Source organism: Caballeronia humi (assembly GCF_001544475.1).
In the GTDB taxonomy this organism is placed as follows: Bacteria; Pseudomonadota; Gammaproteobacteria; order Burkholderiales; family Burkholderiaceae; genus Caballeronia; species Caballeronia humi.
Genome location: NZ_FCNW02000033.1, coordinates 35,321 through 56,720 on the forward strand (window position 1 = coordinate 35,321; position 21,400 = coordinate 56,720).

General features: G+C 64.6%; 23 protein-coding genes. 5 read left to right on the forward strand and 18 right to left on the reverse strand.

Annotated features, from left to right (window positions below; all coding sequences use genetic code 11):
- Window positions 1-21: 21 nt before the first annotated feature.
- Window positions 22-762, forward strand: coding sequence for a lipoyl protein ligase domain-containing protein (locus AWB65_RS24070; protein WP_087669531.1), 741 nt, complete (start codon window positions 22-24; stop codon window positions 760-762).
- Window positions 759-1,193, forward strand: coding sequence for an ester cyclase (locus AWB65_RS24075; protein WP_087669532.1), 435 nt, complete (start codon window positions 759-761; stop codon window positions 1,191-1,193). Before AWB65_RS24070 ends, AWB65_RS24075 begins: the two co-directional genes overlap by 4 nt.
- Here AWB65_RS24075 and AWB65_RS24080 read toward each other — a convergent pair.
- The 6 genes from AWB65_RS24080 to modA all read right to left on the reverse strand — a co-directional run bounded on the left by AWB65_RS24080 (window position 1,153) and on the right by modA (window position 5,603).
- Entirely contained in the window at window positions 1,153-1,638 is a 486-nt protein-coding gene (locus tag AWB65_RS24080) for a DUF4440 domain-containing protein (protein WP_087669533.1), read from the reverse strand. The genes AWB65_RS24075 and AWB65_RS24080 overlap by 41 nt on opposite strands.
- Window positions 1,639-2,014: 376 nt before the next feature.
- Window positions 2,015-2,530 (reverse strand): hypothetical protein, encoded by a 516-nt coding sequence (locus tag AWB65_RS24085; protein WP_087669534.1) that lies wholly within the window; start codon window positions 2,528-2,530, stop codon window positions 2,015-2,017.
- Between the two features lie 12 nt (window positions 2,531-2,542).
- Entirely contained in the window at window positions 2,543-2,878 is a 336-nt protein-coding gene (locus AWB65_RS24090) for a hypothetical protein (RefSeq protein ID WP_087669535.1), read from the reverse strand.
- Window positions 2,879-3,054: 176 nt separating this feature from the next.
- Complete coding sequence (modC, locus tag AWB65_RS24095) at window positions 3,055-4,143, reverse strand: molybdenum ABC transporter ATP-binding protein (protein WP_087669536.1); 1,089 nt, start codon at window positions 4,141-4,143, stop codon at window positions 3,055-3,057.
- A gap of 6 nt (window positions 4,144-4,149) precedes the next feature.
- Window positions 4,150-4,830, reverse strand: a complete 681-nt coding sequence (modB, locus tag AWB65_RS24100; RefSeq protein ID WP_087669537.1) for a molybdate ABC transporter permease subunit — start codon at window positions 4,828-4,830, stop codon at window positions 4,150-4,152.
- 17 nt (window positions 4,831-4,847) lie between these two features.
- Window positions 4,848-5,603, reverse strand: a complete 756-nt coding sequence (gene modA, locus AWB65_RS24105; RefSeq protein WP_087669538.1) for a molybdate ABC transporter substrate-binding protein — start codon at window positions 5,601-5,603, stop codon at window positions 4,848-4,850.
- Window positions 5,604-5,827: 224 nt separating this feature from the next.
- On the opposite strand from modA, the gene AWB65_RS24110 reads away from it, so the two are divergent.
- Both AWB65_RS24110 and AWB65_RS24115 read left to right on the forward strand, forming a co-directional pair.
- Window positions 5,828-6,493 carry a glutathione S-transferase family protein gene (locus AWB65_RS24110; protein WP_087669539.1) on the forward strand — a complete coding sequence of 222 codons (666 nt, stop codon included), beginning with the start codon at window positions 5,828-5,830 and terminating at the stop codon, window positions 6,491-6,493.
- 439 nt (window positions 6,494-6,932) lie between these two features.
- The gene (locus AWB65_RS24115; RefSeq protein WP_087669540.1) at window positions 6,933-7,157 is read left to right on the forward strand and encodes a hypothetical protein; all 225 of its coding nucleotides are present in this window, start codon (window positions 6,933-6,935) and stop codon (window positions 7,155-7,157) included.
- Window positions 7,158-7,296: 139 nt separating this feature from the next.
- Here AWB65_RS24115 and AWB65_RS24120 read toward each other — a convergent pair whose 3' ends face one another.
- From AWB65_RS24120 to AWB65_RS24150, 8 genes are all read right to left on the reverse strand, one after another.
- A complete protein-coding gene (locus AWB65_RS24120) occupies window positions 7,297-7,611 on the reverse strand; it encodes a hypothetical protein (protein WP_087669541.1) in 315 nt (104 codons plus the stop codon).
- A 457-nt stretch (window positions 7,612-8,068) separates the two neighbouring features.
- Window positions 8,069-8,380, reverse strand: coding sequence for a c-type cytochrome (locus AWB65_RS24125; RefSeq protein WP_087669542.1), 312 nt, complete (start codon window positions 8,378-8,380; stop codon window positions 8,069-8,071).
- Entirely contained in the window at window positions 8,377-9,645 is a 1,269-nt protein-coding gene (locus AWB65_RS24130) for a PQQ-dependent sugar dehydrogenase (RefSeq protein ID WP_087669543.1), read from the reverse strand. Before AWB65_RS24130 ends, AWB65_RS24125 begins: the two co-directional genes overlap by 4 nt.
- A gap of 85 nt (window positions 9,646-9,730) precedes the next feature.
- A complete protein-coding gene (locus AWB65_RS24135; protein ID WP_087669544.1) occupies window positions 9,731-10,501 on the reverse strand; it encodes a hypothetical protein in 771 nt (256 codons plus the stop codon).
- Window positions 10,498-10,896, reverse strand: a complete 399-nt coding sequence (locus tag AWB65_RS35790) for a hypothetical protein (protein WP_125474187.1) — start codon at window positions 10,894-10,896, stop codon at window positions 10,498-10,500. Before AWB65_RS35790 ends, AWB65_RS24135 begins: the two co-directional genes overlap by 4 nt.
- Before the next feature lie 81 nt (window positions 10,897-10,977).
- A complete protein-coding gene (locus AWB65_RS24140) occupies window positions 10,978-12,177 on the reverse strand; it encodes a T6SS phospholipase effector Tle1-like catalytic domain-containing protein (protein ID WP_087669545.1) in 1,200 nt (399 codons plus the stop codon).
- Window positions 12,178-12,335: 158 nt separating this feature from the next.
- A complete protein-coding gene (locus tag AWB65_RS24145; RefSeq protein WP_087669565.1) occupies window positions 12,336-12,701 on the reverse strand; it encodes a hypothetical protein in 366 nt (121 codons plus the stop codon).
- Window positions 12,702-12,858: 157 nt separating this feature from the next.
- Complete coding sequence (locus AWB65_RS24150) at window positions 12,859-13,083, reverse strand: hypothetical protein (RefSeq protein WP_087669546.1); 225 nt, start codon at window positions 13,081-13,083, stop codon at window positions 12,859-12,861.
- A gap of 56 nt (window positions 13,084-13,139) precedes the next feature.
- On the opposite strand from AWB65_RS24150, the gene AWB65_RS24155 reads away from it, so the two are divergent.
- Window positions 13,140-14,348, forward strand: coding sequence for a polysaccharide pyruvyl transferase family protein (locus AWB65_RS24155; protein WP_087669547.1), 1,209 nt, complete (start codon window positions 13,140-13,142; stop codon window positions 14,346-14,348).
- On the opposite strand, the gene AWB65_RS24160 is transcribed toward AWB65_RS24155, so the two are convergent.
- From AWB65_RS24160 to AWB65_RS24175, 4 genes are all read right to left on the reverse strand, one after another.
- Window positions 14,318-16,795: a fused MFS/spermidine synthase gene (locus AWB65_RS24160; protein ID WP_125474188.1), complete on the reverse strand. Its 2,478-nt coding sequence runs from the start codon at window positions 16,793-16,795 to the stop codon at window positions 14,318-14,320. The genes AWB65_RS24155 and AWB65_RS24160 overlap by 31 nt on opposite strands.
- A gap of 218 nt (window positions 16,796-17,013) precedes the next feature.
- Window positions 17,014-18,732 carry an arylsulfatase gene (locus AWB65_RS24165; protein WP_200821784.1) on the reverse strand — a complete coding sequence of 573 codons (1,719 nt, stop codon included), beginning with the start codon at window positions 18,730-18,732 and terminating at the stop codon, window positions 17,014-17,016.
- A 107-nt stretch (window positions 18,733-18,839) separates the two neighbouring features.
- Entirely contained in the window at window positions 18,840-19,907 is a 1,068-nt protein-coding gene (locus tag AWB65_RS24170; RefSeq protein WP_087669548.1) for an HAD family hydrolase, read from the reverse strand.
- A gap of 41 nt (window positions 19,908-19,948) precedes the next feature.
- Window positions 19,949-21,178: a formylglycine-generating enzyme family protein gene (locus tag AWB65_RS24175; RefSeq protein WP_087669549.1), complete on the reverse strand. Its 1,230-nt coding sequence runs from the start codon at window positions 21,176-21,178 to the stop codon at window positions 19,949-19,951.
- Between the last annotated feature and the right edge of the window lie 222 nt (window positions 21,179-21,400).

Here is a 21,400-nt window from a genome sequence, read left to right on the forward strand (position 1 = left end):
GCTTTCGCCTGGCGCTTGATCATGCCCTTCGAACTCGTCGATTTCGACGCCTCCGCCGCCAATCCCCTCGACGCCGAGCAGGCGCTGCTAGCTTACGCGTCGGCGGGTCGCGCGGTGGCGCATCTGTGGGAGGCGCAGGTCTCGCTCGTGCTGCCGCGCAGCTATCAGCGCTACGCGACGCTCGATGACGCCCGCGCCGAGTTCGCGCGGCGCGGCTGTCCCGTGTGGTTGCGGCTTTCGGGCGGCGGGCTCGTGCCGCAAGGGCCGGGCATCCTCAATCTGAGTCTCGCGTATCCGCTGCACGCGACGATCGGGACGATGGCGGATGCGGTGTATCTGCATCTGTGCGAAATCCTCGCCGATGCGTTGGATCAGGTGGGCGTACAGACGCACTGGCAGGCGGTGGAAGGGTCGTTCTGCGACGGCCGCTTCAACCTCGCGTGGGGTCCGGCGGACGATGCGCGCAAGATCGCGGGTACGGCACAGTACTGGCGGCGTGTGCCGGACCCAGCGGGCGACGCGACGTATGCGGTGCTCGCGCATGCGGTTCTGCTCGTCGATGCCGATCCGGTCGAGATCAACCGGCGCGCCAACGCGTTCGAAGCGATGATCGGCAGCGGGCGGCGCTATGAAGCGGACAAGGTGGTGAGTGTGGCGCAGGCGCTGGAATCGCCGGGCGATCGCTTGCGCGCAAGAGTTAGGGATGCGTTAAGTGCCGCTGTGCTTGCGGCTTCTCCACCGACCGCGGACATTGAAAAGTGAACAAAATCGATCTCTCCGATATCTATCGGGGCTACATCGCGTGTCTGAACAAGCAGGATTGGGCGAATCTGAATCAGTTCGTCGGCGATGACGTGCATTACAACGGTCAGCGAATCGGCTTGTCGGGTTATCGCGCGATGCTGGAAAAAGACTACACCGAAATCCCCGACCTTCATTTCAACATTCTGCTGTTGATTTCCGACTCGCCGTATATAGCGAGTCGGTTGGGCTTTGCGTGTACGCCAAAGGGAAAATTTCTTGGGCTGAACGTCGATGGAAAGAAAGTGTCGTTTACAGAGAATGTGTTCTATCAGTTTCAGAGCGGAAAGATCGAACAAGTATGGTCTGTCATAGACAAAGCGGCTATCGAAGCTCAGCTTCAAGACGCACTTATTTCTTCTCCGGCATCACCGACGAGTGATGACTCGTAATCAGCCATTGCGTCCCGTCCCAGCGATACGTGTAGGTATAGCGCGCCTTGACGACCGCTCCGGTCTTGGCGAACGTGAATGTATAAAGCCCGGCATCGACCGCGGTATTGCATCCGAGTTCAAGTTGCCGAAAATCGATTTTCCCGGAAGGGCCACTGGGCAGGAAATGACTGAAGTAATCCTCCTTTTCAGCGGGTGTCAGACGCGGCTTGTCGGATACCGTCGCGAGAAGAATCGAACGCTCCGCGTAATTGGCCACCACCTTGTGCGGATCACCGGTTTGCAGCGACTGATTCCATCGATCGAATAGCGCGGCAATCTCCTGATCGGATACAGCCTTACAGTTCTCCGTTCGCGATGGCGACGCGCTACTCGATGACATGTCCTTGTTCGCCGCGCATCCGGCGAGCATGAACGCTAAGGCAGCAATGGTGATTGACTTCATGGCGGCTTACTCCCGTTAGTAGGTGAGAGGAAAGCAAAACGCCGGAAGGAGGGCCGTCCTGTCTCATTGGAGTCGTGGGACTTGGCCGCTTCTGACTGACGAGACGGTTATAGTCCCGCCAGCATTCAAGTATGCGCCCTCTTACTCAACGAATAACGGTTAAGCGAAGCAATCGAATGGTGTGATGTTGAATATCCTGGGCGCTTAGAACGCTTGAGATTTGAATTGATCATGAAAATGCAACGTGCGGTTTAATTGCTGCGATTGCTTAGCGAGCATGTAACTGCTTAGCGATCCATTTTTAAGGGCGGCTACTCGTCGCTTAAGGATCAGCTATCCGGCAAAAAGCGCGGACCATAAGCATCATGCAAAGACTTCAACTTGAAGGCGGCGGAGGCGGCGGCATCCCCGGAGGCGGCGGGGGAGGCGGGGGCCCATACGGCCGTGCGTTCGGCGTAGACATCAACCCGCTCACTGGCACGCGATCTCCCGCCGCGTACATGCATTGCAGATACGCGTAGTCATAGCGTCGCTGCACTTCGTATCCGGAGGCCTGCGCCGTTCCCATCCCGACGAGACTCCCCGCGAGCAATCCCGCGCCCGCGCCAACGGCCGCGCCCGCACCGCCATTGAACGCTGCACCCGCCGCAGCGCCCAGCGCCGTGCCGACCGCCGCGCTTCCGACCGCACTACCCGTCGCCGCCTGATTCGCCGACACCCCGCCGACCTGGTTGAACGCGAATTGCCGGCAGGAGTTGTCGTCGGCGCGGAACTGGTCGAAGGTCTTGCCGGTGCCGGGAAGCGCCATGACGCTCGGCTGCGTCGGCAGGACGACGCAGCCGCCGACGCACGCCGACAACGCCACGACGGCTACAAAGGATGAACGTTGCATGGTGCTGGATCGTCAGTTGGAAGGCTCGGGCTGCGGCGCGACTTCACGCCAGCCGCCGGGACACTGCTTCACATAGGGGTAGTAGGCGCGCGACGCGTCGCAGTAATACCAGTTTCCGCTCGGCTGGCCGGGACCGGCCGCAGCCTGTCCCTGCTCGACATAGACCGGCGGAGCGGACGGCACGGCGACGACCGGAGGCGGCGGATAGTAGTAGTACGGAACCGGCGCGACCGGATAGTAAAGCGGCCCGCCGATGAACACGCCGACGTGCCCGCCGGCATACGCCGATCCGCAAGCGAAGGCTGCTGCGGCCACCGACAGCGTGACGAAACTCTTCAGGCGTATCACGACGATCTCCTCGTTGGATTTCGATCGCCGTCGGCTTCGAGCGGAGCACTTACAGGAAACTGTGGCGCGGCGATTGGTGCACGATTCGGCGCACTAATCCAACGCTATGCCAGTTGGTCGTGAAATTCAATTACAGGCTGGAGCGCTTATTTTTCGGCGCGTTACGCGGTAAGGGATCAAGCCAGCAGGGACACCGCCTTCACCTGCGCCCACACTCGCATTCCGACGCTCAGCCGCAGATGATCCCGCGAATATCGCGTAATACGCGAAAGCATCGGCGTTCCGTCGATGTCGAGCCGCACCATGACCTGCGCCGGGTCCACCGCTGCCTCGATCTCGACGACCGTCGCCAGGAGCACATTGAGAATGCTCGTGTCCTCGGCGGCGTTTGCCGCGAGACTCACGTCGCGCGCCCGGACGACGATGCGCATCGCCTTGCCTTCGGGCAGCGGCCCATGCGCGGCACACAGCGTCGCGCGCCCGCCCGGCAGCGCGAGTGACAGCAGTCCGTAGTGCGCATCGTGCGCGCCGACGGTGCCCTCGATCACCACCGAAGCATCGTCCGCCATCGCGACGGGCAGGTCGAGCCGCGCGAGCGTCTCGCCGATCGGCCCGCTCGCGACCGCGCGGCCGTTGTCGAGCAGCACGAGATGATCGGCGAGACGCTCGACTTCCTCGGGCGCGTGGCTGATGTAGAGCACGGGGATATCGAGCTCGTCGTGCAGCCGTTCGAGGTAGGGCAGGATTTCGAGCTTGCGCTTCTGGTCGAGCGACGCGAGCGGCTCGTCGAGCAGCAGCAGGCGCGGGCTCGTCAACAGCGCCCGCGCGATGCCCACGCGCTGCTTCTCGCCGCCCGACAGCCCCGCCGGCATCCGTTCGAGCAAATGCCCGATGCCGAGCAGATCGGCGGCTTGTGAAAGATCGACGCGGCGCGTCGCGGGCGCGACGCGCTTCATGCCGTATCGCAGATTGCCCGCGACGGTCAGGTGCGGGAACAAGCTCGCTTCCTGGAAGACGTAGCCGAGCGGGCGCTTGTGCGTCGGTATCGAAAGGCCGGTTTCGGTATCGAGCCAGATTTCGCCGTCGACGGAAAGACGCCCGCTCGCCGGCTTCACGAGCCCCGCGACGCAGCGCAGCACCGTCGTCTTGCCCGAGCCCGAATGGCCGAAGATCGCCGTGACGCCGCGTCCGGGCAGGCGCAGGTCCACATCGAGGACAAATCCGCCTTGTTCGACGCGAAAGCGCGCGTGAATGCCTTCAGCCATGTTCTTTCAGACGTAAGCGGAAGGGCGGCGGCGGCTCGAATAGAGCGCGAGCAGCACGAGAAACGAAAACACGACCATGCCGCCCGCGAGCCAGTGCGCCTGCGGATATTCGAGCGCCTCGACGTGGTCGAAAATCTGCACCGACACCACGCGCGTCCGGTTTGGAATGTTGCCGCCGATCATCAGCACCACGCCGAATTCGCCGACCGTGTGCGCGAAGCCGAGAATCGTCGCGGTGATGATGCCGGGGCGCGCCAGCGGCAGCACAACGGAGAAAAAGCAGTCCCACGGACTTGCGCGCAGCGTCGCGGCGGCTTCGAGCGGCCGGTCGCCGATGGCCTCGAACGCGTTTTGCAGCGGCTGCACGACGAACGGCATCGAATACAGCACCGAGCCGACGACGAGCCCCGCGAACGTGAACGGCAGCACGCCCCAGCCGAGCGCCTGCGTCGCGTGGCCGACGTAGCCGTTCGGACCCATTGCGACGAGCAGGTAGAAGCCGATGACGGTCGGCGGCAACACGAGCGGCAACGCGATGATCGCGCCGACCGGCCCCTTCAGCCGCGAGCGCGAGCGCGCGAGCCACCACGCGATCGGCGTGCCGACGACGAGCAGCAGCAGCGTCGTGAGCGAGGCGAGTTGAATCGTCAGCCAGATGGCTTCGAAATCGGCGCGATTGAGGGGCATCGTCAGATCAAATCAGATCAGAGCGTGTAGCCGTATGACTTGATCACAGCCGCCGCCTTCGGTCCCTTCAGATAGTCGGAAAACTGCTTTGCGACCGGGTTGTCCTTGCCCTTGTTCAGGATCACGGCGTCCTGCTTGATCGGCTCGTGCAGCGACGCCGGCACGACCCACGCCGAGCCGCTCGTGATCTTGCCGTCCTTGTAGATCTGCGACAGCGCGACGAAGCCGAGCTCCGCGTTGCCCGTCGCGATGAACTGCTGCGCCTGCGAGATGTTCTGCCCTTCGACGATCTTCGATGCCACCGCCTGCGTGAGCCCGAGCTTGTCGAGCGCCTGCGTGGCGGCAAGGCCGTACGGCGCGGTCTTCGGATTCGCGATTGCGAGATGGTTGTACGCGTTCTTCTTCAGGACGTCGCCGTTCGCATCGACGTAGCCTTCCTTCGCGGACCAGAGCGCAAGCGCGCCGGTCGCGTACGTGAAGCGGCTGCCGGGCACCGTCATGCCTTCGGTTTCGAGCTTGGCGGGCGTGGTGTCGTCGGCGGCGAGGAACACTTCGAACGGCGCGCCGTTCTTGATCTGCGCATAGAACTGCCCGGTCGCACCGAACGACGCGACGACCTTGTTGCCGGTGTCCTTCTCGAAGTCGGCGGCGATCGCCTGCACGGGCGCCGTGAAGTTGGCGGCCACGGCTACCTGGACTTCGCCGGCGAAAGCGGCGCTTGCCGATGCGGCGGCGATGATCGAGAGGACGAAGCGGGAAAGTCGGACCTTCACGGAGAGCTCCTTAAGCGGCGCGTTGAGCGTTGATATTGGCCGGCGCGATGCGTGCGTGTTGGCATGCGCCGTTTTCGAGTACCGTAATATAGCTGAATATATTGCGCGGGCGGGTGTGAGGCGCGCACATGTATAAGCGTTATGTGTGCTGGACGAACTTGGCGCGCGGCCGTCAGAATGGATTGATCTAGCGTGATCCAACACCCGGCGACGAGGCCCAGCCAATGATCATCCTGCACCATTGCATGAGCGCGCGATCTTTCCGGCCGCTGTGGATGCTCGAGGAAATCGGCTTGCCCTACGAGCTGAAGATGCTGCCGTTCCCGCCGCGCGTGCTGGCGCGCGCGTTCCTCGACACCAATCCGCTCGGCACGGTGCCCGCCTTCATCGACGGCACGTCGCGCATGACCGAATCCGCCGCGATTTGCCAGTATCTGGCGGCGCGCCATTCACCTGGCGCGCTCGATGTCGCGGTGCACGAGCCGGACTTCGCCAGCTATCTCAACTACCTGCATTTCGGCGAGGCGACGCTGACGTTTCCACAGACGCTCGTTCTGCGCTACACGCATTTCGAACCGCCCGAACGCCGACAGCCGCAAGTCGCGGCGGACTACACCAAGTGGTTTCTCGCACGCCTGCGCACGCTCGCTCCGCTTCTTGCAGATCACGAGTTTCTTTGCGCAGGGCGGTTTACGGCGGCGGATGTATCGGTTGGGTACGCGCTGCTGCTCGCCGATCATTTGGGTCTGGCGGAGCGTTTCGAGCCGTCGGTAGGCGCTTACTGGGAGCGTTTGCAGCAACGCGAAGGCTATCGGCGCACGCTGGCTGCGCAGAAAGCGGCGGCTGAGGCGCAAGGCGTGTCGATCGTGGCCGCGCAGGACGCGCGGTAAAAAGACGCGGAAACCCACGAGTTCACGTTGCTCTCAGACTGAAACCGCGAACCGCGAACCGCGAACCGCGAACCGCGAACCGCGAAACCGCGAAACCGCGAAACCGCGAAACCGCGAAACCCGCTCAGCTCGGCGCTGACGCACGCTGACCAACGCCGAAGGAGCGCGAAAATCCGCGCTGATCTTGCACGCAGAAACGGTGCCGCGCGCGCAGGCGCAAACACCCCTCCGACAACACCCTCCTTCAAGTCCCCGCGTCAGTGGGGTCGTCTGATCGTCGACACGAAACTAACCTTCGAATCAGACGCATCTGATTGCTGATTGCGTTCCAGCCGATTTTTTCGCCGCGAGTCCTTGCTTTCCGACATCGCCATCGCGTTGGACGCCGTCCCTTCGAGTCGATTCGCTCGCGGATGCCAACCATTGCGAGGTAACTGAAATGACGACCTTTTCCATCTGGCTGACGGCGATTTGCATCGCTCTCGTCGCCACCTGCACGATCGCGCTTACGCTGCCGATCTCCCCCGAGGACGAACTGAGCCGCGCGACGGCTCCCGAAGCGATGCTCAAGATCGGTGTGCCGGCGCTGCCGCACTGGCTGGAGGCATCGGCATCGGCGGTTGCGCAGCCTTTTCCGCGCGCGACGGACAACGAGCACAAGTAAAGCGCAGATAAGCCACGCCCCCCGGTGGCTTTCGCGCCAAGTCCTTTTCAATCAACGCGTTGCCGCTTTCCCGTCGCCGATATCCACAGGGTTAGTCACAAAAACTGTGGATAAACCGGCGGTTTGCACGCACCCGCACTCACGCGTCGCTACGGGGCGTATCGGCTGGCTTGGCTGCATCCGTAGCCGGCGGGAAAAACGCGTTCCACACCGCACGCACGCCCTCGGCGGCCGTCGCTTCCGCCCCGATGTTTTCCTCAGTCCCCGCGCCCGCTGACGGATCCGACGCCAGCCCGCGCCAGTGCGTAAAGGCGAGCACCGGCTTCTCGGTCCAGGCGCCGTCGGTGAATTTCGAGAAAGCGGTTTCGCCGCTCGTGAGTTGGACTTCGTACCACCCGTCGCGAACGGGCGCGTGTTCGTCCAGCGGGAACCATGCCGTCGATTCGATTTCCATCGTCTCCTCCGCGTTTTATTTCATTAGGGACAACGCATCTTTTGTACCAGATTTGTCCGCGCGCAGTCTCAAATCGGATAAGAATTCCAGATAGTGGATTTCGCTGATGTCCAGGCAGAAACGCGACGAATGCGAGAGACCATAAGAAAAGCCCGCACTCGGCGGGCTTTTCCTTGAAATGAGGCGGGGCGCAAACAGGCGGCGTACCTTCCGGCCAATCCCGCTTTCACCCCGTGTGTGACTCATGTTCGACACGAATCACGATTACAGAATAGGCGATCAGCGGGCAGAGTCAAAGTTTTTTGAGACACCGCGATTCGTCCGAAAAAAGGCCAAAAAAAAGCCCGCTCTCGTTGAGCGGGCGTAATCCATATCGGTTGAGACATGGAGGAGACAGGAGTAAGTATAAACCCTTAAATCGTCCTGTCAACTCTTTTGACAAATTCCGCGTCGTCCGTCAGGGGGCCTTCAGGCTGTGATAGTACGCAGCGAGATTGGCGATATCGGCATCGGACAGGGGTTTTGCCATCATGTTCATCATCTCGTTCTTCCGCTCGCCGGACTTGAAGTCGTGCAGCGCTTTCGTCAGATATTCCTCGGTTTGTCCGGCGAGATTGGCCGCCTCCGGGATCTTCGCGATGCCGTCGATGCCATGACACGCCTGGCACTGCACGGCCTTCGCGCGGCCCGCCTTCACGTCGCCGGCAGCGTACGACGCGCTCGCCGCGCACGCGGCGGCGAGCGTCACCACGAAAATCAGCGTCTTCATTTTCCGCCCGCGTAGGAGATGCGATAAATCGCGCCCGCGTAGTCATCGGAGACGAGGAGCGAGCCGTCCTGCAACTGCTGGACGTCCACCGGCCGGCCCATGTATTCACCCGTCGACGTAAGCCAGCCTTCCGCGAACACTTCCGGTTCGCCGGCCGTGCCGTCGTCCTTGACCGGTATGTACATGATGCGCGCGCCGATCGGCTTCGTGCGGTTCCACGAGCCGTGCTCGGCGTCGAAGATGCCACCCTGGTACTTCGCCGGGAACATCTTGCCCGTGTAGAAGGACATGCCGAGGTCCGCCGCGTGCGCCGCGAACTCGACCTGCGGGAATACGATGCCCGCCGGCGGCGTCGCGTCCTTGTAGTCGGCCGTGCGGACCTTGCCGCCGCCGTACCACGGAAAGCCGAAGTTCTCGCCGGCCTTTGTCGCGCGGTTGAGTTCGCCCGGAGGCGTGTCGTCGCCCATGCCGTCGACCTGGTTGTCGGTGAACCACAGCGTCTTGTCTTTCGGATTGAAGTCGAGACCGACCGAATTGCGCACGCCGTGCGCGTAGACCTCGCGGTTCTTGCCGTCCGTATCCAGCCGGATGATGCCGGCGAGGCCGTTCTTGTCGAGATCGGCGAGCTTGTCCTTCGGCGGCACGTTCCACGGCTGACCGAGCGCGATGTACAGCTTCTTGTCCGGGCCGATGCGGCACGCGCGCGCGCCGTGGTTGAAGCTCTCGAACTGGGTCGGGATCAGCTTGCCCTGCGGCACGACGACCGCCGCGGCCACGTCGCTGCCGCCTTCACCGAAGAACTGCGCTGCCGGGAACGCGAGCACGCGGTTCTGCTCGACGACGTACAGCACGCCGTCCGGCGAGAAACAGACGCCGTTCGGCACCTTGAATGACACCGAGCTCGCGAACGCGACGACATCGTCGGCGACGCGGCGCTTCGTGCGGTCCGTTACCTGCCACACGCGCGCCTTGCGCGTGCCGACGAACACGACGCCCGTCGACGGCTCGATCGCCATGTGGCGTGCATCCGGGACGACGGCGTACAGCTCGATCTTGAAGCCCGGCGGCAGCTTGATCGTCTTGAGGTTTTCGCGCAGGGCGTCGGCGCGCTGGCCGGACTGTGACACTGTCTCGGCGGGCTGGGTGTTGCCCGTCTGCTTGAAGTTGGAGAGTGCGTTGACGTTGTCCTGCGCCGCGTAGGCGGACGGCAGGGCGGCGAGCATCGCGCCGAGGGCAAGGGGCAAAAGCTTGAGCGCTGCGTTCATCTGTTTTGTCTCCTGGTGCTGCGTCGTTTTAGAGGACTGCAATCAGGCTGAAGCGGGGCGGGGCGAGAAAGAAAGCGATGGCGGGTTATTTCGTGCCGTCGAAGACGAAGGCGTCGGAGCGGCCCGGGAGCGGCAGCGCGGCGAGCAGGCGCGCGCCGTCGAGGACGGCGGTTCCGGTGAGCGTCGTGCCGGATTGCGGACAGGGCGCGGGACCGAACGTAATCGATACGTCATAGGCGTTCACGCCCGAATGGGGCGCGACGGTGCCCTTGAACACGCATCCCATGCCGGTCGTGCCGGCGAGAAAGCCGTCGCCGGTGACGGTGAGTTTCGAGTTCGTCGCGCCTTGCAGCGAGCCGCCGCGGCCGGTGTACAGGCCCGCGACGGTCGCGCGCGCCGGATCGGCGCCGAGCATCTGGTCGGAGGTCGCGGAGAACGTGAGGCTTTCGCCGCTTTGTGTCCTGGCCGAACCGGTGACGGCGGGCGCGCGGGCGAAATCGGCATCGAACGTGACGGGCGATGCCGCGCGCGACTGCAGGTTGTAGTTTTGCGCGCTGGTGCTCGTAAAGCGGCCGCTGGCGGACTGCGAGCCATTCGTCGCGACGACCACGCCGCCGAGTCCGCTCATTGCCGGCGATCCGGCGCCATAAAAGAGATAGGCGGTTCCGTCGAAGAGCATCACGAGAATCGCGTTTCCGCGTGCAGGAACGATGCCTTTGTAGACGCCGCCGGAGGGCAGGGTGGTGGTGCCAGCAGCGGTGGCGGGCTGAAGCGGGCCGGTCGAGCAGGCAGTGAGGGTGATACAGAGGGCGGAGAAGGCAAACAGTGCGCTATACGGGCAAGCGGTTTTTGTCATTGCGGCCTCGCGATGCGTTCGATTTTTCTGAGGGCTGCCAGTCCGAAACCTTGGTTCTCAATCGATGCCAGCCGGGGCGGCCATTGTCTGCAGCGCCGCTCGCGGTTGTAAGAAAAGTACGAGTGTCTGGTATAGACCGTCCGCCGATACAGGTCAAGAAGGCGCTTAAGTAATTCGCGCGTTGGCGTTTTGTTCAGGGTGATCCGGCCCAGGAATGCAGCGCGCGCCGCTGCCGCTGCCAGCCGCGCGCGAATTCCCAGAAGCGCAGGTGCGTGAGCGCGAGGTTGAACTGCATACCGGCGTTGCCGGGCAACAGGCACGCAATGGCGATGCTGCGCGCGCATCGCGCGGAAGTCGCCGCGCATGTTGCAGGCGTAGCAGGCGTTGTGCTCCACAGCGCCTTGTCGGAATCGATGACGAGGCCCTCGCGGGCGATGTCGAGCGTCGATACGCACCTATCCCAAAAAAGGCAACGCTCAATCCATCCAGACCATATTCGTACCAAGCTGCTCGGCCAGCGCCGTCGGCAGGTATTTGAGCGTGACCGCGACGCGCTGACCCGTCTTTGGATCGATCCCCATCCGGTGTGCGATCGAAATATGCGCGCCGACGTCCTTCGGGAACGGAATCGGCGTGCGCGGCCCCTTCGGCAGGAGGTTGAACGGCGGCTGCGTCCACGGCTCGTGGCCCATGCCGAAGAAATCGGGCTTGAACGCCCACGGCTGCGGCTTGACGTGCAAGCCGATGGCCGGATCGCCGAGACGTTCGAGCATCCACGTGCACGCGATGTCGGACAGCCCCGATTCATCCGTCGGATAGCCGCCGCCCACGTCCGCATGCGCGCCCGCGAAGAGCGCCTGCGTGATGCCGTCGCGCGCATCCCAGAAAGTCGGCGTGAAGTCGGAGCGCTGCTCGTCGAGGCTCAGTGCATGCACGCCGAATGCGACCTTGTTGCTGAGCGCGGTATCGGCGAAGCGGAAGACGTCGACGTCCGAGCCGTTGGCGCCGAGGTAGAGCGGAATGCCGAGCGACCCGACCGTATCCCATACGCCGATCGCCTTGATGCTGTCGACGGGCACCGTGTCGTCGGGTTCGGATGTATCGAACGCGAATTGCGGCAAGTGGCGCATGAGCGCGCTGAAGATGCCGAGCAGGCCGCCCGCGTTCTGCCGCGCCTTGACGCGTGCCTCGCGATGCCGCCGCCACGCGTTGATGCCGAGCATGTACGCGTGTTCCTTGTCGCTCAGGTCGAATTTTTGCGGATTCAGGAGACCGACGTCGGCGATCATGCCGCCGAGCGCGCGCACGGTGTACGCGCCCCGCGAGAAGCCGATCAGGATGATCGCGTCGCCCGGCTCGTAATTGCGCGACACGTAGGTGTAGCCGCGCACGATCCGCGCGATGATGCCGTTGCCGAACACGCCGCCGAGCAGCTTGATCGCGACGTTGCGCGAATCGCCGACGCCGTGCAGATATTTCGCGACCTGCGCCTCGGGACCGGTCTGCTCCAGTTCCTGCTCGGACGCAAGCAGCACGCTATCTAGCTTGGCATCGCCGGCGAGCGTGCAGAAGGCTTTCCAGACATTGGTCGTGTCGGGGATTCCGTCGTTGTCGTCGTCCTTGGAGTTGGGGCCGTTCCAGGTGCCGTCGGCGCAGAAAACGATATTTTTCGGCATGAGATCTCCCACCGATGCGGATTGGGTCCGGCGCATGCGATGAACCGCAGGCCGGCTGGCGTCCTAATATCGTAGACGGTGAGAGGAGGAGTTCAAACGGCGTGCGTGTGCTTGCGCACGCCCGGTACGGCAAGCCGTAAGGAGGCTTACAAGGCGATTCAGTCGGCGAGGCGTTTGTCGGCGAGCGCCCGGCGGCAGTCTTCGAACACGCGCAGCACCAGTACCGATTCGTAGTTGAGGTCCTCGCTTTCGAGGATCTCTTCGACGGCGTCGAGCGCCCAGTCGGCGTTGACGCAGCCGACGTTCTCCACCGCGAGGCGCTGCGCGATGGCCGAAAGCCGCGCGACGGTGAGCCAGTCGGCCTGGCGCTTATGGCGGTCGAGCCACTTGCGCGCCGCCTGCACGAAGAAAACTGGCGCGGGCCAGGATTCGTTCAGGTAGTAATTGCCGAGACTGCCGCAAGTGAGCCAGCAGAGCAGTTCGACGCGATCGCGCGGGCTGAGTTGGTGACGTACATCATTCATGGCGGCACTCACGAAGACGATTGACACGGCCGATAAATTCGATTCCCTTGAGAAAACAATATCAGATCATTTTGCATCGCGGAACAATTCAAATGGGCGAATCGATCCGTTTGCGTGCGGCTCGCCCTGTTCCGCGCGAGAAAGTCGACGCGCGCTCCTACGTGGAGGTGACTTCGTCGCACCACTCGATCGCCCAGGCGCGCGCGCAGTGGAGCGCGTCGGATTCGTTCGCGAAAGCGTCGAGTTCACCGGAGTGATGCGTTTCGACACGCGTGCGCCCGGCGCCCGGCGCGCGCGTGATCGTGGCCTGTGCGTAGTAGCTACCGTCTTCGTCGTGGTGGGCGCGGCAGTCGATGTGCCACTCCTTGTAGTCGAATCGCATCGGTGTGTCTCCGTGTCTGTCGGTGGTTCGGGAAAGCCTAGCATGGAGGGCTGGACATGCGTCCGAGCGGGAATCTCGTGGAAACGCTCTTCATCGGCGCTTTTGATCGGCATAACTTCGGCGATTTGCTGTTCGCGCATGTCGCGGAAGCAATGTCCGGCCGCGCCGATGCGATCTTCGCGGGCGTCGCGGAGCGCGATCTGCGCGCGTTCGGCGGGCATCGGGTCGAGGCGCTGCCGGCGCTTGTGACGCGCCTGTGCGATGAAGCGGTGACCCTCGTCCACGCAGGCGGCGAACTGCTGACGTGCGATGTCTACGAAGCGGCCGTGATGACGCGGTCCGATACCGACGCGCAAAAAGCCATCGAGCGGTTCGACGCGCGGCCGCGAGAGCGCATCGCGTGGGGGCGGGCGGCGTTGGGCACGGACGCGCTGGCGCCGTACATGGCGTCGCGCGAGATGTTTCCGGGCGCGATGCGCGTGGTCTACAACGCGGTGGGCGGCGTGGACCTCGATAGCCGCGACGACCCGATGCGCGCGGAGGTTTTAACCAAACTTGCCGCCGCCGATGACCTCAGCGTGCGCGACCGGCACACGCAAGCGCTGCTCGAAGCGTGGGGCGTGAAGGCGCGTCTCGTCCCCGATTCCGCCGTGATGGTGGCGGAACTGTTCGGCGAGCGGATTCGCGAGCGTGCGCGCGAACGCGCCGTGCGGGAGATTCTGCGATCGTTTCCGGAGGGCTACCTCGCCGTGCAGTTCAGCGCCGATTTCGCCGACGACGACACCCTCGCCCACATCGCCTCGCAACTCGATCGCACGGCGCGCCGGACCGGTCTCGGTGTCGTGTTCTTTCGCGCGGGCGCGGCGCCGTGGCACGACGACGCGTCCTGCTACGAGCGCACGGCGGCGCGCATGCGCACGCTTCCGGTCACGATTTTCCGTTCGCTGAATCTGTGGGACATCTGCGCGCTGATCGCGCACGGGCGAGCGTATCTGGGCAGCAGCCTGCATGGGCGGATCGTGGCAATGGCGTTCGGCTTGCCGCGTGTGAATCTGCGCCATCCTGCGCGCGCTTTATCGAGCATGACCAAGCAGACGGCGTTCGCGGCGACCTGGGACGACGCCGGTATGCCCGCGGCCGTGGCGATCGATGAAATCTGCGATGCAATCGATTCAGCGCTCGCAACGGATGAGACACGCCGCAAGCGCCTCGCGCTGGACCTCGCCGATGCTTATCACCGAGCCTCGCCGACAAACCATCGATAGTACGGGTTGCTTCCGTCCGTGCTCATGACGCGCTCCACGTCGCGCGCCCAGGCTTCCCGGTCGCCACGGTACGCCGCCAGCCCGGCGCCGTAAAACGTGCGCAGCGTGTCGCGCTCGCGTTGCATGGCGGCGCGGAACGCATCGTCTCCGCCGGTGAGCGGCGGCTCCGTCTGCAGCGCCATCAAGCGTGCGAGCGTCGCGGGAAACGCCGCGCGCCGCACCCACGGCGCATATTCGATGCGCGGGACGTCATCGGTGACGGGCGGCGTATCGGCGACGTAGTACGCGAGTCCCGCGCGATCGGTCACCCACGTCGCCATCAGCGCCGCCGGCGACGCGATGCCCACTTCCCCCAGCGCTTTCGAAACCGCCGGCTGCGCAAAGCGCGCGCTGATGCGCGAAACGTCGAGCCCGATCGGCGTCATCGATCCGACGAGCATCATTTCGTGCAGTTCCGTCGTCCAGAGCGACGCATGCGGAAACACCTGGATGAAGCTCTGGATCAGCGCGCGTGTGTCGTCCTCGTTTTGCGTCGGCAGCGGCAGCCATTGCGCGACGATCCCTCCCGGTTGCAGGCGCGCGGCGGCGAGCCGGTAGAAATCGGTCGAATAAAGATTCACGACGCCCGCAGCCGAGGGCGGCGGCGGCTCCAGCGTGATCAGGTCGTAGCGTTCAGCGCTTTGCAGCAACTCGCGGCGGCCGTCGCGCAGGCGCACGTCGATGCGCGGATCGGTGCTCATGCCGTAATTGCCGCTGAACTGCGAGGCCGCGCGCGCGACCGCTGGCAGCAATTCCGCGACGACGCGCTTGTCGAGTCCCGGATACGTCAGCAGCGCGCCGCCCGTGATGCCCGTGCCGAGGCCGATCACGAGCGCGGAACGCGGCGCGTCGCGGTGAATGATCAGCGGCAGGAGCGCCTGCAGGCGCATGTAGCGCAGCGACGTCATCGTGTCGCCGGAATTGGACACGCCCTGGATATAAAGACGCTTGAAGCGATGCGTGCCGGACGTCTGCTCGACCACCGCGACCGTGCCGCCCGCGCTCTCCTCGTAGTGGACGAGCGTGCCGCCGCGCGCTGCGGAAAGGAGCGCCGCGAGCCGGCCGGATGGCGTGAAGATCGCCGCGCACGCCGCGAACACGGCCAGCGAGCCGACGGCGAAACGCGACGCGCGTCGCGTGCCGGGGCCGCACAGCACGGCGACGAGCCCGACCGCGCATGCCGCGACCGCGAGCGCCGCGAGCGAATGCACGAGCCCGAGCCAAGGCACGAGGACGAAGCCCGCGAGCAGCGTCCCGGCGATCCCGCCCGCCGTGTTCATCGCGACGAGCGCGCCGACGTCGCGCCCGACGCGCCGGTGATCGACGGTGAGCCGAAGCGCGAAGGGAAACGCGGCGCCGAGGAGCAGCGTCGGCACGAAGATGATGCAGAGCGCCGCGACGGCGAAACTCGTGCACATTGCGGCGAGGAGGTTGCCGGTCGCCGACAGCACCGCGCTCGAGACGTAGCCCTGCCACGAAATGAGCCAGCCGCCGAGTAAAGCGATCGCCATCATCGCCGCCAGCCCCGCCGATGCGATCAGGAGCGCGAACGCGCCCCACGGATCGCGCACCCGATCGACCCGTCGCGATACCACCGCGCTGCCGAGCACGAGGCCGCAGAGATACGTCGCGAGGACGATCGAGAACGCGAAGCTGCGCGTGCTGATGAACTGGACGATCGCCTGCGACCAGATGACTTCGTAACCGAGCGCGATGCCGCCGGCGATCGCGTAGAGGGTGATGGGGAGGAGTGGCGGATTGGCGCTGCCCTTGTCGGGGCTTGCGGCAGCCGAAATCACATGGTCTCCGGACGCGGCGTCGCCGTCTGCGTCCGTCCTCCCACGCGCCAGCAGCACTGCACCTCCCGCCGCGATCGCGTTCAAGACAGCCGCCGAGAACGCGCTACCTTGCACGCCGAGCCACGGAATCAGCACGAACGTCGGCAGGAGTGCACCGGCTATCGCCCCAGCCGTGTTCGCCGCGTAAAGCCGTCCACCGGCCCCGCCGATACCGCCCGCCCTCGGCTCGACCGCGCGCAGCAGCACGGGCAGCGTCCCGCCCATCGCCACCGCTGGCAGCCCGACGAGCGCAAACGGGAGCACCCAGGCGAGCGCACCTACATGACTTTGAAGCATCGCGAACGACGCCGCCGCATGCGCGAGCGCGAACGTCCCGCAGAGCGCCAGCGCAAGCGCCACGACTTCCAGAACCGCGTAAAGCCGCAACGGCCGAAGGCTCCGATCCGCGATCCGTCCGAACACCCAGCCGCCCAACGCCAACCCCGCAAAGAATGCGCTGACACCGGTCGTCACCGCTTGCACATCGACGCCGACGACAAGCGCCAGTTGCTTGATCCAGAGCACCTGATAGATCAGCGCCGCTGCGCCCGAGGCGAACAGCAGCAGCATCGGCCAGACGACGGAGAGCGTCTCGACGGGAACCGGAACCGCAATCGAATGCGCCGCAGAACGCCGCTCGACGCGTTCGCGCTCGCGCCGTTCGCGTCGCGTGGTTCTGCGAGGGGAAACCGAGGTGTCGGTCATCGGATGGATCTGTGTAAATGCCCGCGCCCGCGAGCCTCGAAGGCTGGCGGGCGCGGGGCCTGCGGTAACGCGTCAGACGACGCTCATTCCAGCCCGCGCTTCTTGAACGACTCGTCGATCTTGCGATCCACTTGCCTGCGCACCTGATCGACGCTGAAGCTCGCGGGCCGCTGGCTCGGCGGATACGCGACGAACGTTTGCAGGAACGCCGATGCCTTGATCGTCGCGATCTCGGTCAGGTATGCGTTTTTCACGAGCCAGTCGTTGTACTGGTCCGACGTGATGTCGGCGCGTTCGTACGGGTCCATCCGCAGGTTGAAAATCTTCGGCAAACGCAGGCAAATGAGCGGGTCCTGCCAGATGTTCAGGTTGCCCTTCGCGCGCTGCTCGCAGAAGACCGCTTTCCACGCATTGCCGTCCTGATCCCAGCGCATCGCGACGAGTTCGCCGTCGTCGTCGAAGTAGTAGAACTCCGTGCGCGCGCCCTTGGCCGACTGCCCGGTCAGGAGCGGCAACTGGTTGTAACCGTCGAGGTGCGTCTTGAAGTTCGTGCCGCCTGCCTTCGGCGTCCAGCCCTTGAGCAGCTTGTCCTTCACGCCGGTGTCGCCCGCGGCGGCGAGCAGCGTCGGGAACCAGTCGAGACCGGAGAACATCTCGTTCGTGACATCGCCCGGCTTGACGTGCCCCGGCCAGCGAACCATCGCCGGGACGCGGAACGCGCCTTCCCAGTTCGAGTCTTTTTCGCTGCGGAACGGCGTCATCGCGGAGTCGGGCCAGGAGAACATGTTCGGGCCGTTGTCGGTCGTGTAGATGACGATCGTGTTGTTCGCGATCTTCAGGTCGTCGAGCAGTTTCAGCAACTTGCCGACGTCCTGATCGTGCTCCCACATGCCGTCGCCGTATTCGTTGCCGGGCATGCCGCTCTTGCCGCGAAACTCCGGCCGCACGTGCGTGAAGATGTGCATGCGCGTGAAATTCATCCAGACGAAGAACGGCGTGTTCGCGTTCACCTGCTTCCTGATGAAGTCGGCGGCGTGCTGGCCGGTTTCGTCGTCGATGGTTTCCATGCGCTTCACGGTAAGCGGCCCGGTGTCCTCGACCTTGCCGTCGGCGGTGCTGTGGATCACGCCGCGCGGCGAGAAATTCTTGACGAACGGGTCGTCCTTGTTCTTCGGCCAGTACTCGCGCTCGGGTTCCTCTTCGGCGTTCAGGTGATACAGGTTGCCGTAGAACTCGTCGAAGCCGTGGGCGGTCGGCAGGTACTCGTTCTTGTCGCCGAGGTGATTCTTGCCGAACTGGCCGGTCGCGTAGCCGAGCGGCTTGAGCGCCTGGGCGATCGTCATGTCGCCCTTTTGCAGGCCGACCGGCGCGCCCGGCGCACCCACTTTCGACAAGCCCGTGCGCAGCGGCGACTGCCCCGTGATGAACGACGAGCGGCCCGCCGTGCAGCTGTTCTCGGCGTAGTAGTCGGTGAAGAGCATGCCTTCGGCGGCGATGCGGTCGATGTTCGGGGTCCTGTAGCCGACGAGCCCGTGCGTGTACGCGCTGATGTTCGACTGGCCGATGTCGTCGCCGAAGATCACGAGGATATTCGGCTTCGACGACTGTCCGGCAGGCTTGGCGGGCGCCGGCTGCGTCGCGGGTTTGGCGGGCGCGGGCGCGGCAGCAGCGGGAGCCGCGGGCTTCGCCGCGTTCTGCGCGCGGGCCGTCTCGCTCCCGGGCGACAGCACGAGCGCACAGACGACGGCCACCGCCGCCAGCGCGCCCGCGACATAGCGTGCTCGTCGAAGAAAAGGTCTCATCGTTGTCGCTCCAGTAGCGTTTGAGTTCATCGCCCGACGCGCCTCCCGGCGTCTCGTGCGCCCCGCTAGCGGCCGCGTTCGGCGTGCGGCGGCTTCAAGGACCGGTCCTAGCGCGCCGGTCCCGGATAGATCGTGTTCCAGTCGCTCTTCATGCTGACGACGACCCATCCCTTGGCGATGGCTTCGTCCCACGCTTTATCGAGCCGGCCGATTTTCGACTGGCGGTCGTAGGCGAATTCGCGGTCGGCGTCGTCGTGATGCACGAGGAGCGCGAGATGCGGTTCCGTGCTGGCGGCGGTGTATTCGAGCATCTGCTGGTCGCCGTCTGAATTGCCGAAGGCGAGGATCGGCCGGCGCCCGATGTTGCGATAGATGCCGACCGGCTTGCCGGGGCCGTCATCGACGAAATCGAGCTTTGGCTGGCGAATCAGCACGGGCTGGCCGTTGCGCACTTCGTACTTGACGACCTGGCTCGAGCCGATCACCTGCTCCGGCGGAATGCCATAGGCCTTCTGCACCCACGGCCGCATGAAGTCGATCGTTCCGCCCGACACGATGTACGTCTTGAAGCCGTTCGCGCGCAGATAGCCGAGCAGCTCGATCTGAGGCTGGTAGACGAGATCCGTGTAAGGCCGGTTGAACTTCGGATGACGCGCTTTCGCGAGCCAGTCGCGGATCGTCTGGTCGTAGGTCTCGGTGCTCATGCCGCTGTTGGCCGTCGCGACGAGCTGCATCAACTGCTTCTGTTGGCTCGCGAGCGCGGCCTGGTCGCGTGCCATCAGCGCCTTGAATGCCGGGTTGTTCTTCCACTCGGGATGATTCGGCGCGGCCGCCTTCACCTGATCGAGCAGGAACACGAACTGGAAGTAGAGCGGTTGCTCGCTCCAGAGGGTGCCGTCGTTGTCGAACACGGCGATGCGCGCTTCCGGGTCCACATAGGTGAGCGTGCCTTCACGCGTCACATCGCCGACGAATTTGACGATCGCGCGTTTCGCGGGGCCGTCTCGCCAGGAGGGCAGCGCGGTTTCGGCGTTCTGGGCGCTTGCGACGGACGGCGTCGTCTGCGATGCGCTGCCGCCCTTGCCCGCGCAGGCGCCGAGCGTCAGCGCAAGCACGGCCGCGCCGGCGAATCCGGTCACGCGGCCCAACCAGTTGCGGCGGCTCCAGCTCTGCATCTGACTCTCCTGGTTGTTGGAGAAGCGACTGCGCCTTGCTGTCAACGTGCGGGCACATCGGCGACGGCGACTTGCGAGCGGCCGTGCGTCTTGTCCCAGGTGTCCTTGTCCATCACAAGCCGGAAGCCGAGATGCGACATGCTGTTGTACGGATCGGTGCCACGCCGCGCGCTCGGGCGATAGCTCAGGCAGTAGTCCTCGTTGCACAGGAACGAGCCGCCACGCGTGACGCGCTTGGGCGCCGCGACGGGTACGCCCGGATCGGCCGGGTCCCAGGCCTCGACGGGGCCGGGCGGGTTGTCGATCACCCTGCCGTTCGACGCCTCGCGCCTGAACTGGTCCGCGCGATACCAGTCGGCGACCCATTGCCAGGCGTTGCCGGTCATGTCGGAGAGGCCGTAGGCGTTGGCCGGGAAGCTGCCGACGGGGCTCGTGCCGAGCGCGCCGCCCGCCTTCGCCGATACCACCGGAAACGGCTCTTTCTGCTGGCCTTGCCAGACGTTCGCCATCTGCTTGCCATCCGGCGCGAAGGTGTCGCCCCACGCGTAGGTGGCTTGCGTCAAGCCGCCGCGCGCGGCGAATTCCCACTCGGCTTCGGTCGGCAGGCGCTTGCCGGCCCATTTCGCGTAGGCCTCCGCATCCTCGTACGAAACCTGCACGACCGGATGATTGTCGCGGCCGTCAATGTTGCTCGCGGGCCCCGTCGGATGACGCCAGTCCGCGCCCGGCACGTAGCGCCACCAACGCGAATAGTCTTCCAGCGACACGGGCCGGTCGGTGCCGGAAAAGACCATCGCGCCCGCCACCAGCGCGCTATCTGGCGGACGCGGCGTGCCCGGCGGCAACTGGACCCTGAGCGTTTCCCAGTCGGGCTTCTTCTCGGCGGTCGTGACGTAACCAGTCGCCTCGACGAATTTGCGGAATTCCGCATTCGTCACGTGGTGTTCGTCCATCCAGAATCCGTGCACGCGTACCGAGTGCGCCGGGCGCTCGTTTGCCTGCGCCATCTTGCTGTCGCTGCCCATCTGGAATTCGCCGCCCGGCACCCACGCCATGTTCTGCGGGCCGCGCACGCCGTCGCCGATGACGGCCTGGGTGGCCGTGGCGGACGCCGAGTGCGACTTCAAAGCCCAGTTTGCGCCGAAGCCGATCAGCGCGGGCGCCGCGACCAGCAGCGCGCCCCAGAGCAACACCCTGCGCCGGCGCGTCACGCCGCCGCTCGTAGCGCTCGCGCCATGAGTTCCGGCCAATGCCGGCTTGTGCGTCGCCATGCTCTTTCTCCATTTGCGAAAACGTGCCTGATGCCTCCGTTTTCACCCAAGAATATCGATTCTGCGACCTCGCTTTTGCCTATCAATATATGAAGCGCACGATGAATTCAATCTCTTTTCGCATCGTCGTGATTGAGCGATTCGGTGCGTTTGATTGCAATTTAAAAAGCGCTTCAACACTTTGACGAATCAATGACCGTCAAGTACCGTTTGACAGGTTGG

Excerpts from the sequence above, each read along its gene's own strand:
- AWB65_RS24140 (WP_087669545.1), bottom strand. The coding sequence starts at position 12,177 with ATGCCGAAAAATATCGTTTTCTGCGCCGACGGCACCTGGAACGGCCCC.
- AWB65_RS24110 (WP_087669539.1), top strand. The coding sequence starts at position 5,828 with ATGATCATCCTGCACCATTGCATGAGCGCGCGATCTTTCCGGCCGCTG.
- AWB65_RS24125 (WP_087669542.1), bottom strand. The coding sequence starts at position 8,380 with ATGAAGACGCTGATTTTCGTGGTGACGCTCGCCGCCGCGTGCGCGGCG.
- AWB65_RS24085 (WP_087669534.1), bottom strand. The coding sequence starts at position 2,530 with ATGCAACGTTCATCCTTTGTAGCCGTCGTGGCGTTGTCGGCGTGCGTC.
- AWB65_RS24165 (WP_200821784.1), bottom strand. The coding sequence starts at position 18,732 with ATGAGACCTTTTCTTCGACGAGCACGCTATGTCGCGGGCGCGCTGGCG.
- AWB65_RS24155 (WP_087669547.1), top strand. The coding sequence starts at position 13,140 with ATGCGTCCGAGCGGGAATCTCGTGGAAACGCTCTTCATCGGCGCTTTT.
- AWB65_RS24070 (WP_087669531.1), top strand. The coding sequence starts at position 22 with ATGCCCTTCGAACTCGTCGATTTCGACGCCTCCGCCGCCAATCCCCTC.
- AWB65_RS24135 (WP_087669544.1), bottom strand. The coding sequence starts at position 10,501 with ATGACAAAAACCGCTTGCCCGTATAGCGCACTGTTTGCCTTCTCCGCC.
- AWB65_RS24130 (WP_087669543.1), bottom strand. The coding sequence starts at position 9,645 with ATGAACGCAGCGCTCAAGCTTTTGCCCCTTGCCCTCGGCGCGATGCTC.
- AWB65_RS24150 (WP_087669546.1), bottom strand. The coding sequence starts at position 13,083 with ATGCGATTCGACTACAAGGAGTGGCACATCGACTGCCGCGCCCACCAC.
- AWB65_RS24115 (WP_087669540.1), top strand. The coding sequence starts at position 6,933 with ATGACGACCTTTTCCATCTGGCTGACGGCGATTTGCATCGCTCTCGTC.
- AWB65_RS24175 (WP_087669549.1), bottom strand. The coding sequence starts at position 21,178 with ATGGCGACGCACAAGCCGGCATTGGCCGGAACTCATGGCGCGAGCGCT.
- AWB65_RS24160 (WP_125474188.1), bottom strand. The coding sequence starts at position 16,795 with ATGCTGCTGCTGTTCGCCTCGGGCGCAGCGGCGCTGATCTATCAGGTG.
- modC (WP_087669536.1), bottom strand. The coding sequence starts at position 4,143 with ATGGCTGAAGGCATTCACGCGCGCTTTCGCGTCGAACAAGGCGGATTT.
- AWB65_RS24080 (WP_087669533.1), bottom strand. The coding sequence starts at position 1,638 with ATGAAGTCAATCACCATTGCTGCCTTAGCGTTCATGCTCGCCGGATGC.
- modB (WP_087669537.1), bottom strand. The coding sequence starts at position 4,830 with ATGCCCCTCAATCGCGCCGATTTCGAAGCCATCTGGCTGACGATTCAA.
- AWB65_RS24170 (WP_087669548.1), bottom strand. The coding sequence starts at position 19,907 with ATGCAGAGCTGGAGCCGCCGCAACTGGTTGGGCCGCGTGACCGGATTC.
- AWB65_RS24120 (WP_087669541.1), bottom strand. The coding sequence starts at position 7,611 with ATGGAAATCGAATCGACGGCATGGTTCCCGCTGGACGAACACGCGCCC.
- AWB65_RS24145 (WP_087669565.1), bottom strand. The coding sequence starts at position 12,701 with ATGAATGATGTACGTCACCAACTCAGCCCGCGCGATCGCGTCGAACTG.